Below are 11,268 nucleotides of genomic sequence, written 5' to 3'. Positions count from 1 at the left end.
TGACAAGTCCCTTTTGCTCAGGTGGTGGCGAAGCGGCTCACCCGGTTGCGCAATTCGGCAGCCTCGGCGCGGACCCGTTCGATACGGTCGATTTCGGTCGCGGTCAGCAGATGGTCGATCACGCGGCCGAGATGGTCGCGCATCGCCTTGCGCGCGCCGTGCGCGTCTCCTGCGGCGATCGCATCGAGGATCGCGCGGTGATCGTCGATGCGCGGCTTGACTCCCGCACGGCGTGAACGTTCGAGCATTTTCATGCTCAAGGGCGAGCGATGCCGCACGTCCCACAGCGTCTGCACGACCAGCACCATCGCGTCGTTGCGCGTGGCTTCGGCGATGCGCAGATGGAAATCACGATCGGCGACCTCGTCCTCCAACTCCCGTTCGTTCTCCGCGACCATGCGGTCGAGGACCTCGCGCAGCGCCGCGATATCCCCGGCATTGGCGGTGACCGCGGCGAGCGCAGCGGATTCGCCCTCGACCAGCCGCCGCGCCTCGGTCAGTTCGAACGCGCCTATATCGAGGTCGGACGGCGACAGTATGTCCGCCGACCGCTCCGTGACATAAACACCCGACCCCCGACGCGCCTCGACCAGACCCATGATCTCCATCCCGATCATCGCTTCGCGCAAGGTCAGGCGGCTGACCTCGAACCGCTCGACCAGTTCGCGTTCGGGCGGCAGGCGATCACCGGGCTTGTACTTGCCGGTGGCGATCTCGTCCTGCAGCGTGTCGATGATCGCACGATAGAGTTTCGGGGCGGCGGGCGCGGTCATGCAATCTCCTGAAATGACAGCGCGGCACGCTAGCGCAAGCCGACGTCGCTGTCATTGGCGAACAACAGATCACGCGGCTTGCTTCATCCTGTCAAATCGGCATGATGTTGTCAGATATAAAAGCAGCTTTCGGGAGAGCGCGGGTGGATCTGGGACGAAGGACGATATTGCGGGCAGGCGTCATGGCACCCCTGCTTTCGGCGCCGATGTCGCGCGCATCGCAACAGCATAGGACGGCGGCGGACGCGGTGCGCCATTCACTGTTGTGGTACCAGCATCCGGCCGGCGAATGGACCGAGGCGCTGCCGATCGGCAACGGATCGCTGGGCGCGATGGTATTCGGCGGGATCAAGCGCGAACGGTTGCAGCTCAACGAGGATACGCTGTGGTCGGGCGGCCCCTATTCGAACGTCAATCCAAAGGCGCGTGCCGCGCTGCCCAAGGTGCGAGAGCTGATCTTCGCCGGCAAATATGCCGAGGCCGAGGCCTATGCCGACGCGCATGTCCAGGCGGTGCCGATGCGCGAGATGGCGTATCAGGCGCTCGGCGACTGTTTCATCGATCTGCCGCAGGTCAATGAAACTTCGGCCGCCGATTATCGTCGCGAACTCGATCTCGACACCGCCATTGCACGCACCCGCTTCACCACCGGGGGCAGGGCCTATGTGCGCGAAGTCTTCGCCTCTCCCGTTCACCACCTGATCGCGGTATCGATCCGCGCCGAAGGCGGGACCGTGTCCGCCGACTTTTCGCTCGCATCGGGGCAGCGGGTGGAAGTCAGCGCAAGCGACGCGACCCTGACGATGCACGGCGTCAACAACGAGGATCGCGGCATTGCCGGCAAGCTGCGATTCACAGCGATGGGCAAGGTCCGCGCGAGCGGTGGCATGGTCAGCGCCGACGGCCCCATATTGCGTGTGCGCGACGCCCGGTCGGTATTGTTCCTGCTCACCGCGGCGACAAGTCATCGCTCGCCGAGCGACGTTTCGGGCGATCCGAACGCGATCACCATCGGGCGTCTCGCGGCGGTCGACGGGCTGAGCTACGCCGCGCTGCGCGACGCGCATGTCGCCGAGCATCAGCGACTGTTCCGCCGCGTCTCGCTCGATCTCGGCCGGGGCGAACGCGCCGACCAGCCGACCGATCAGCGCCTCGAACACGCCGCCGACAGCGACGACCCGTCGCTTGCCGCGCTTTATTTCCAATTCGCGCGATATCTGATGATTTCAAGCTCGCGGCCCGGTACGCAGCCGGCGAACCTGCAAGGCATCTGGAACGACAGCAACCAGCCGCCCTGGCAATCCAAATACACGATCAACATCAATACCGAGATGAATTACTGGCCGGTCGACAGCGCCGACCTTTCCGAATGTATCGAGCCGCTGACCGCCATGGTCGAACAGCTCGCGGTATCGGGCGCGCGTACGGCGAAGGAGATGTACGGCGCGCGTGGCTGGGTGGCGCACCACAATACCGATCTGTGGCGCGCCTCGGGGCCGATCGACCATGCCCGTACCGGCCTTTGGCCGACCGGCGGCGCCTGGCTCGCCACCCAGCTCTGGGACCATTGGGACTATGTCCGTGACGACGCCTATCTGAAGCGCATCTATCCGTTGCTGGCGGGCGCGGCGCGCTTCTTCCTCGATACGCTGGTGCGCGATCCGCGCACCGGCCATATGGTCACCAACCCTTCGTTTTCGCCCGAGAACGACCATGGCCATGGCAGCACGCTATGCGCCGGCCCGACGATGGACATGCAAATCCTGCGCGATCTGTTCGATCGTACCGGCGCGGCGGCGAAGCGGCTTGGCCGCGACGGCGATCTGCGCCGCGATGTGGCGGCCATGCGCGACAGGCTCGCGCCCGACCGGATCGGCGCGAAGGGCCAGTTGCAGGAATGGCAGTTCGACTGGGACATGGATGCGACCGATCCGCACCACCGCCATGTCTCCCATCTCTACGGCCTTTATCCCAGTCATCAGATCAACCCCGACGACACGCCCGCCTTGACCAGGGCGGCGCGGACTTCGCTCGAGATGCGCGGCGACGACGCCACCGGCTGGGGGCTGGGATGGCGGCTGAACCTGTGGGCGCGGCTGCGCGACGGCGCGCATGCGCACCGTATCCTGATCCACCTGCTGTCGCCGGGCCGGACCTATACGAACATGTTCGATGCCCATCCACCTTTTCAGATCGACGGCAATTTCGGCGGTGCTGCGGGCATCCTCGAAATGCTGGTGCAAAGCCGCGACGACCGTATCGACCTGCTGCCCGCGCTGCCGCCGGGATGGCCGGCGGGGTCGCTGCGCGGCATCCGCGTGCGCGGCGCATGCCGTCTCGATCTGACATGGCGCGACGGGCGCGTGACAGAAGCGACGCTCCATCCCGAGCGCGACGGGAGGCGCGTCATCCACACGCCGCACGGGTCGCTCTCGCGCGCGCTGCGGAGGGGCCGGACGGTGACGCTGCGATCCAGCGACTTCGCCTGACGGCCCACGGGGGTCATCAGATAAATTGTTGCAACGCGCACCTGCCTGTGCAAAAGTTGATTTCATATACGGAAACGACAATGAGGAGCGGGTGGCATGAAGGCGGTGGTTTGCGAACGTCCCTTCGCGCTTGACGTGCGCGATCGGCCCCTTCCCGAACGCGCGCCGGGCGAGGTGCTGTTGCGCATCCGTCGTATCGGGTTGTGCGGCACCGATTATCACATCTTCGCCGGCAACCAACCCTTTCTCAGCTATCCGCGCGTGATGGGGCACGAACTCGCCGGCGAGGTGGTTGAGGCCGATATGGCCAGCGGCCTTGTCCCCGGCGCGGTGGTGACGCTCAATCCTTATCTGCCCTGCGGTGAATGTATCGCCTGCCGCAAGGACAAACCCAATTGCTGCACGTCGATCCGGGTGCTCGGCGTCCATGTCGATGGCGGGATGTGCGAATATCTCGCCGTGCCGCAGGCCGCCGTCATCCCCGCCGGCACGCTCAGCCTCGACCAGGCGGCGATGGTCGAATTCCTGTCGGTCGGCGCACATGCCGTGCGCCGCGGGGAAACAACGGCCGGCGACCACGCGCTCGTCGTCGGCGCGGGACCGATCGGCGTCGCCGTCGCCCTGTTCGCCAAAGCTGCCGGCGCCGGCGTCACGATCGCCGACACCAGCCGCCAGCGCCTCGATTACGCCCGCGATGCTATCGGGATTCCCGACGGCGTACTGGTCGACGACACGATCGAAGCCACGCTTGCCGAGCGCACCGATGGCGAATTCTACGACCTTGTCTTCGACGCCACCGGCAATGCCCGCGCGATGGAGAAAGGCTTCGCATTCGTCGCGCATGGCGGCTCTTATGTGCTCGTCAGCGTGGTGAAGCAGGACATCAGCTTCGCCGACCCGGAATTCCACAAGCGCGAGATGCGCCTGATCGGCAGCCGCAATGCCACTGCCGAGGATTTCCGCACCGTCATCGCGGCGATCACGCGCGGCGATATCCCGACCGATACGATCAAGACGCATGCGTTTCCGATGGCGGAGGCGCCAAGCCGCTTTCCCGAACTTATCGCCGATCAGGGATCGGTGCTGAAGGCGATTGCGATACTGTGACTTGTGATAATACGCCCGGCGGCAATGTCGCCTGGGCGTCCTGGCCACCGTAAGAGCGGGGCCGCCAACAAAAATGGCTGGCGAGGAGAGCTTGGATGGGCAGTGTCACGATATTCCCAGAGACCGGGAATGACCGAGCCCCGCGCGGTCGCTTCGTCCGCCAGGGCTATCTCGCCGGGTTCGCGCTCGTCACCAGCCTGTTCTTCCTCTGGGCGATCGCCAACAATTTCAACGATATCCTGATCCGCCAATTTCAAAAGGCGCTCGCCCTCAACCGCGCCGAGGCCGGGTTCATCCAGTTCGTCTTTTATCTCGGCTATTTCACCATGGCGCTGCCGGCCGGCATGTTGATGCGCCGCTTCGGCTACCGCGCGGGCATATTGTGCGGTCTCGGCCTGTATGCGACGGGCGCGCTGCTCTTCTATCCCGCAGCCGAGATCCGCGAATATGGCGTGTTCCTCGCCGCGCTGTTCGTGATCGCCAGCGGCGCGGCGTTTCTCGAAACCGCGGCCAATCCCTATATCGTCGCGTTCGGCGATCCCGAACGCGCTTCGCAGCGGCTCAATTTCGCACAGGCCTTCAACGGGTTCGGCGGCTTCGTCGCGCCGATCATCGGCGGCCTGTTCATCTTTTCGGGCGTCGAACACAGCGCCGCCGATCTCGCCGCCATGTCGCCCGCCCGGCTCGCCGCCTACCGCGCGAGCGAGGCGCAGATGGTGCAGACCCCCTATCTCGTCCTCGCCCTCGTCATCGGGTGCATCGCGCTCGCCATCGCCTTTGTCCGCCTGCCCCGTATTGAGCAGCAACGCGCCGACAGCGCGCGGCCTTCGGGGCTGTTGCCGGTGCTGCGCGAACCCGCGCTGGCCGGCGCGGTGATCGCACAATTCTTCTATGTCGGCGCGCAGGTCGGCGTGTGGAGTTTCTTCGTCGATTTCACCAAGGAACTGAGCCCGGCCACGCCCGAACGGACCGCCGCGTTCCTGCTGTCGATCAGCCTGATGCTGTTCATGGCCGGGCGCTTCATCGGCACCGCGCTGATGCAACGAATCGACGCGACACGACTGCTGCTCGTCTTCGCCTGCATCAATATCGGTCTTGCCGTGATCGCCGCGCTGGCGGGAGGTTGGACCGCCATCGGCGCGCTGATGCTGACCAGCTTCTTTATGTCGATCATGTTCCCGACGATCTTCTCGCTGGGGGTCAAGGACCTTGGCGGTCGCGCGATGCTGGGCGCGCCGCTGATCATCATGGCGATCATCGGCGGCGCGGTGTTTCCGCCGATCATGGGGCTGGTGTCGCAATGGACCGGTCATATCCAGCCGGCGATGCTGATGCCGGCGGGCTGTTTCGCGGTCGTCGCGGTCTATGCCGCACGCGTTCGCCGCATCGCCCGGCGCGCGTTGCCGATCGGCTGACATGGACGATTGGCAGCGGCGGCGCACGGCGATAGCGTTCCCGAAGGAGCAGACAATGAAACGGGGAGCCATGGAAACAAACGGCGGCGGCGCCCGCAAGGGCCAATATTCGGCGCCCGCGCTCGAAAAGGGCTTCGATGTCTTCGAATTGCTCGCGGGCTTTCCCGAAGGGCTGACGATTTCAGAGATCGCGGCACGGCTCGATCGGTCGATCAACGAGCTGTTCCGCCTGATCGTGGTGATGGAACGGCGCGGATATCTGCGCAAGGATTCCGGGACCGACCGCTATTCGGTTGCATACAAGATCCTCGACATTGCCTATCGCGCGACACCGGTGCAGAACCTGACGCATATCGCCGCGCCGGTGATGTACGACCTCGCCCGCTCGGCGGCGCAGTCATGCCATCTCGTCGTCATCAGCGAAGGCTGTGGCCTGGTCGTCGCGCGTGAGGAAAATCCCGGCCCGACCAGCTTCGGCGTCCGCCTCGGCGCGCGCGTCGATCTGTTCGAAAGCTGTTCGGGCAACGTGCTGCTGGCCTTTACCGATGCCGACCGCATCGCCGCGATCGTACCGCGCGGTCGCGACGGCAAGCCGCGCAGCACGACACGGCTGTCCGCCGCGCTCAGGCGCATCCGCCGACAGGGCCATGAGCGCCGTCAGAGCCCGATGACCTATGGCGTGATCGACATCAGCCACCCCATCTTCGGCTTCGACGGTCACATCGCCGCGGCGCTGACCATTCCCTTTCTCGAACGCATCGACGGGTCGCATCCGGTCGCGATCGACGATGTCCAGGCGTTCGCGGCCGATGCCGCTGCGCGCATCTCCGCGGGGCTGGGCTGGCACGGCGAGGACGTCGCCGCGCACTGAATCACACCGTCACGCCCTGTTTCCACAGGGCGATCTCGCGCTCTCCATTGCGTTCGGAACGGGTTTCCGCGCCCGAGGCGGTGGCGACGACGAGGTCGAGCAGCCGCGCCGCGGCATCGTCCATCGGCTCGCCGGCCAGCACGGTGCCTGCGTCGAAGTCGATCCAGCCGGGCTTGCGCTCGGCAAGCGGCGTGTTCGACGCGATCTTGAGCGTCGGCGCGGGAAAGCCCATCGGCGTGCCGCGCCCGGTGGTGAACAGGATCACCGTCGCGCCGGCCGCCGTCATCGCGGTCGAGGATACCGCGTCGTTGCCCGGCGCCTCCAGCAGCGCCAAGCCATGCGTGCGCACGCGCTCGCCATAGCGCAGCACGTCGACCACCGCGCTGCGCCCCGCCTTCTGCACCGCGCCCAGCGACTTCTCGTCGAGCGTCGTGATCCCGCCCGCCTTGTTTCCCGGCGACGGGTTTTCATAGATCGGCTGGTCATGGGCGATGAAATATTGCTTGAAATCGTCGACCACCGCCTGAATGCGGTCGAACACGTCGCGGTCGCGCGCGCGCGACATCAGCACCTGCTCAGCGCCGAACATCTCGGGGATCTCGGTCAGGATCGGCGTGCCGCCGGCACCCGCCACGGCATCGGCGACGCGCCCGACCAGCGGGTTGGCCGACACCCCCGAAAAGCCGTCCGACCCGCCGCATTTCAGGCCGATGACCAGTTCGGACAGCGCCATCGGCTCACGCTGGTCCTGTTCGGCGATCGCGACCAGTTCCTCGATCATGGCAAGGCCGGTCTCATATTCGTCGCCGACCATTTGCGTCGCGAAATAGCGCAGCCGCTCGCGATCGAGATCGGGCGCCGATTCGAGCAGCGGGTCGATCTGGTTGTTCTCGCACCCCAGCCCGACCAGCAGCACGCCGCCCGCATTGGGATGGCGCGCGAGGCTGGCGATCATGTCGCGCGTATGGGCAAGGTCGTCGCCAAGCTGCGAGCAGCCATAGGGGTGCGGAAAGGCGTGGATGCCGTCGACCTTGCCGCCGAGCCGCTGATTGGCCAGCTCGGCGAGCCGTCGCGCGGTCTGCGCGACACAGCCGACGCTGCACAGCACCCAGATCTCGTTGCGCGTGCCCACCCGGCCATCGGCGCGACGATAGCCGTCGAACGTCGCGGGCGCGCTCTGCACGGGCGCAGGCGTGGTGTCGGCAGGGTCGTAGGAGAAGCGCTCGACGCCTTCGAGCAGCGTCTTCACATTGTGCGTATGGACATGCGCGCCCGCCGCGATGGCGCGCGTGGCGACGCCGATCGGCCAGCCATATTTGACGACCTGCGCGCCCTCGGCGATGTCGTGCAGCGCGACCTTGTGCCCATGACCCACGGCATCGCGCAGTACCACCCGGCGATCGCCGACCGTTACCGCCGTCCCCGATTCGAGATCGTACAGCGCCGTCGCGACATCGTCGCGCGGATCGACGCGGTGAAGGGGGTTGCGGTTGCAATCGGACATGGACGGCCTCGAATAAACTGTCTGCTTCATCGCACGCGAACGGCGCCGCGCCACGGTTCAGCCCGAAACACTGCGCGACGTGGGTTGCCGGCGACCTATATCGGGTGCCGCCGCATCCACGCAATCAGATATAGTAATTTCCGGCACTGAATTATCTTGAGGCGCGCCGTGATATGTTAGTAGGCTGGGCACAAATGAAAGCAGGGAGAGGACATGAAGCACTTTCGCCATGCCGGCTTGCCAGGGGGAGTGGCGCTTGCCCTGTTGTTTACACCGCTCCCGGCTGTCGCCCAAGACAACTCTCCGCTCATCCTCCACGTCGCCCCGGCAAGTGACGGCAAGGGCGCGGGAGACGCCGCCCATCCCCTCCACTCCCTCGCCCGCGCGCAGGAAGAAATCCGCCGTGAGAGCGAGAATCGGGACATCACCGTGCGGCTGGCGGATGGCGTCTATCGGTTGGATGCGCCGCTCGTCATGGGCACTGCCGATGGCGGCCGGGACGGACACAGCGTCACCTGGACGACCGAGCCTGGCGCGCGTCCCATCCTGTCGGGCGGCATTCCGGTCAGCGGTTGGGCGCTCCACGATGCCGAGCGCAACATCTATGTCGCCGACGTTCCCAGGGGCGTCGACGCGCGCCAGTTATGGGTGAACGGCAAGATCGCCCCGCGCGCGGGAATCGAGATCGCCCGCGACGCCGTCCGCTTCACGCAAACGGGACTCGAGATCGTCGATCCGAAACTGCGCTATCTCGCCGACCTACCGCAGCAGAAGCGGATCGAGGTGGAGGGCACCGGTTATTTCACCGACCGCTTCGCGCCTGTAGATCATATCGACGGCACAACGATCACCATGCAGCAGCCGGCATGGGACAATAATCTGTGGGGCTATGACACGCTCGCCGATCCGGTCTCCCCGGAACACTCGCATCTCTACCTGCTGAATTCGCTCGCCTTTTTACAAAAACCTGACCAGTGGTATGTCGATCCCGAGCACGGCAGGCTTTATTATCGCCCGCCCGACGGCGTCGATCCGAACCGCCTGTCGATCACCCTGCCCCGCCTCGATCACTTGCTGAGCATAGCCGGCACCTATGATCCCGTCCGCAACCTGACGTTCCGCGGCATCCAGTTCTCGCACACGAGCTGGCTCGGTCCGCTGACCAATCGCGGTTACGCCAATCAGCAGAGCGGCTCCTATCTCGGCGATGCCGCCGCGGACTATCCCGACGACACGCTGGAGAGCTGCAGCTTCGGCTGCCGCGCGTTCGAGACGATGCGCAACGAGTGGAGCCAGCTCCCCGCCGCCGTGCAGGTCGCGCGCGCCGAAAATGTCCGCTTCGATCGCAATGTCTTCGCCCATCTCGGGCAGGTGGCGCTCGGCATCGGCATGGATATGGGCGCCAATGCCAGCCATATCGGTCTCGGCGCGCAACATATCTCGGTCACCAGCAACCTGTTCACCGATCTCGCCGGCGGGGCGATCATTGCCGGCGGCGTCCGGCGCGAGGCGCACCACCCGTCGGACCCGCGCCTCGTCAACCGCGACATCCGCATCGCCAACAACCGCGTGAAGAGCGTGTCGCGCGAGTTCAAGGACAATAGCGCGATCCTCACCACCTATGTCGATGGCGCAACGATCGTCCATAACGACGTGTCCGACACCCCTTATGACGCGATCGGCACGGGGCTTGGCTGGGGCTATATGGATGTCGGCGGCAATCCCCGATACCGCGCCGGAATGCACGGCTACGACAATACCGGGAACGCCGAATATCAGCTACCGACGACGCTCAGGAACACGCTGGTCGCGGGCAACCGGTTGCACGATGTCAAGCAGTTGTTCGTCGATGGCGGCGCGATCTACAACCTGTCGGCCAATCCCCATTCGCAGATCCGCGAAAACTATATGTACGACCTGCACGGCCATATCGGCCTCTATCTCGACGAGGGGTCGCGCGGCATCCATGTCGAGCGCAACGTCGTCGACGGAACGGGTCGCTGGCTCAACAACAATACGGTGAAGTCCGCCAACCCGATGCGGATCACCATCGACAACAAGGCGATCGGCAACTGGCACAATAGCGACGAGATCGGCGGACAGTGGATCGTCTATCAGAACGACCTGATCCTCGACGACCATCCGGTCGCCGGCGACGATTGGCCGGCGGAAGCGCGCGCGGTGATGCAGGCGTCGGGCATCGAGCCGGGCAAGGAACCGCCCGAACTGCCGGCGCGGGAGGGGGCGCGATGAACCCTGGCCGCGGGCGATTCCTCGCCACCACCGGCACGGCGCTGGCCGGCAGCCGCGCCGCGCAGGCGCGCGTCCGACCCGGCCGGCGTCGCGATCGACGGCTTGCAGGTCGGATATACCCAATATCCGCTCAGTCTGGAAATGGCCGACCGCAGTGTTCGGCAAACAGCGTATCGCGTCTTCGTCGCGAGCAGGCCTTTCAACGTCGGAGGACCGGTTCGCGGAAAGTATAACGTCGCACCTTCCGACCATCCGATGACCGTGTGGCCATGACCGGCCGGAGATGTACGTGCTCGCGCGCCCGTGCATGGGCCCGGTGCTGATTCATGTCGTCACCATCGCGGTTGAAGCGGAAGGACAGGCATTTTCCTTCATTCCAGGCGGGGCCGGCGCGTGGCGGCGATCGGGCGCCATTCCGGAACCGTAATAGTGGAAGACTTGCCGAAGGTGCCGGTCACCGACCCCTGTGCGTTGCGCTTCGACCAGGTATGAGCGCGGGTTCGGACGGAGAGCGGAGCGGAGCAGTGGGATTCCGCTCTGTTCTGCCCAAGCTCTTCAAATTGCGGGACACCCGCGGGTTTTCTGACGTGATCCCGCCTTCCTTGACACCTTGGCGGCTGCGTCAGGATAATCCCGTTGTCGATTATGGTGCCAGCCTGGCTACCACCCGTAGAATTCTGCGAACTTCTACAATCTTTCCGAATGAGCTGGTGCCGGTTGCAGGATTCGAACCCGCGACCTTCGGTTTACAAAACCGCTGCTCTACCAACTGAGCTAAACCGGCCCTACCGCGTCCGCTTATGCCCGGCGCGGCGAAAAGGCAACGGACCGGCCGGGCAAAAAATGCCCGCTCCAC

Annotated in this window: 7 protein-coding genes and 1 tRNA gene; 5 read left to right on the top strand and 3 right to left on the bottom strand. The window is 65.2% G+C overall.

Going from position 1 to position 11,268, the window contains the following annotated elements; all coding sequences use genetic code 11:
• Positions 1 to 17: 17 nt before the first annotated feature.
• Positions 18 to 773 (bottom strand): FadR/GntR family transcriptional regulator, encoded by a 756-nt coding sequence (locus RPR59_RS07770; RefSeq protein WP_313912764.1) that lies wholly within the window; start codon positions 771 to 773, stop codon positions 18 to 20.
• Between the two features lie 182 nt (positions 774 to 955).
• Here RPR59_RS07770 and RPR59_RS07765 point away from each other — a divergent pair, with 182 nt between their 5' ends.
• The 4 genes from RPR59_RS07765 to RPR59_RS07750 all read left to right on the top strand — a co-directional run bounded on the left by RPR59_RS07765 (position 956) and on the right by RPR59_RS07750 (position 6,655).
• Entirely contained in the window at positions 956 to 3,262 is a 2,307-nt protein-coding gene (locus tag RPR59_RS07765; protein WP_313912761.1) for a glycoside hydrolase family 95 protein, read from the top strand.
• Positions 3,263 to 3,358: 96 nt separating this feature from the next.
• A complete protein-coding gene (locus RPR59_RS07760) occupies positions 3,359 to 4,369 on the top strand; it encodes a zinc-binding alcohol dehydrogenase family protein (RefSeq protein ID WP_313912759.1) in 1,011 nt (336 codons plus the stop codon).
• A 95-nt stretch (positions 4,370 to 4,464) separates the two neighbouring features.
• Positions 4,465 to 5,784, top strand: a complete 1,320-nt coding sequence (fucP, locus tag RPR59_RS07755) for an L-fucose:H+ symporter permease (RefSeq protein ID WP_313912758.1) — start codon at positions 4,465 to 4,467, stop codon at positions 5,782 to 5,784.
• A 55-nt stretch (positions 5,785 to 5,839) separates the two neighbouring features.
• Entirely contained in the window at positions 5,840 to 6,655 is an 816-nt protein-coding gene (locus RPR59_RS07750) for an IclR family transcriptional regulator (protein ID WP_313912755.1), read from the top strand.
• Between the two features lies 1 nt (position 6,656).
• On the opposite strand, the gene RPR59_RS07745 is transcribed toward RPR59_RS07750, so the two are convergent.
• A complete protein-coding gene (locus RPR59_RS07745; RefSeq protein WP_313912753.1) occupies positions 6,657 to 8,159 on the bottom strand; it encodes a UxaA family hydrolase in 1,503 nt (500 codons plus the stop codon).
• A gap of 213 nt (positions 8,160 to 8,372) precedes the next feature.
• Between RPR59_RS07745 and RPR59_RS07740 the strand changes: the two genes are divergently transcribed.
• Entirely contained in the window at positions 8,373 to 10,412 is a 2,040-nt protein-coding gene (locus RPR59_RS07740) for a right-handed parallel beta-helix repeat-containing protein (protein WP_313912751.1), read from the top strand.
• A 708-nt stretch (positions 10,413 to 11,120) separates the two neighbouring features.
• Here RPR59_RS07740 and RPR59_RS07735 read toward each other — a convergent pair.
• Positions 11,121 to 11,196: transfer RNA gene (locus tag RPR59_RS07735), tRNA-Thr, on the bottom strand.
• Positions 11,197 to 11,268: the final 72 nt, after the last annotated feature.

The organism is Stakelama saccharophila, from assembly GCF_032229225.1.
Lineage (GTDB): Bacteria > Pseudomonadota > Alphaproteobacteria > Sphingomonadales > Sphingomonadaceae > Sphingomonas > Sphingomonas saccharophila.
This window is presented reverse-complemented; position numbering and strand designations above follow the sequence as displayed.

Coding starts and splice junctions, on each gene's coding strand:
- RPR59_RS07750 (WP_313912755.1), top strand. CDS start 5,840: ATGAAACGGGGAGCCATGGAAACAAACGGCGGCGGCGCCCGCAAGGGC.
- RPR59_RS07765 (WP_313912761.1), top strand. CDS start 956: ATGGCACCCCTGCTTTCGGCGCCGATGTCGCGCGCATCGCAACAGCAT.
- fucP (WP_313912758.1), top strand. CDS start 4,465: ATGGGCAGTGTCACGATATTCCCAGAGACCGGGAATGACCGAGCCCCG.
- RPR59_RS07740 (WP_313912751.1), top strand. CDS start 8,373: ATGAAGCACTTTCGCCATGCCGGCTTGCCAGGGGGAGTGGCGCTTGCC.
- RPR59_RS07770 (WP_313912764.1), bottom strand. CDS start 773: ATGACCGCGCCCGCCGCCCCGAAACTCTATCGTGCGATCATCGACACG.
- RPR59_RS07760 (WP_313912759.1), top strand. CDS start 3,359: ATGAAGGCGGTGGTTTGCGAACGTCCCTTCGCGCTTGACGTGCGCGAT.
- RPR59_RS07745 (WP_313912753.1), bottom strand. CDS start 8,159: ATGTCCGATTGCAACCGCAACCCCCTTCACCGCGTCGATCCGCGCGAC.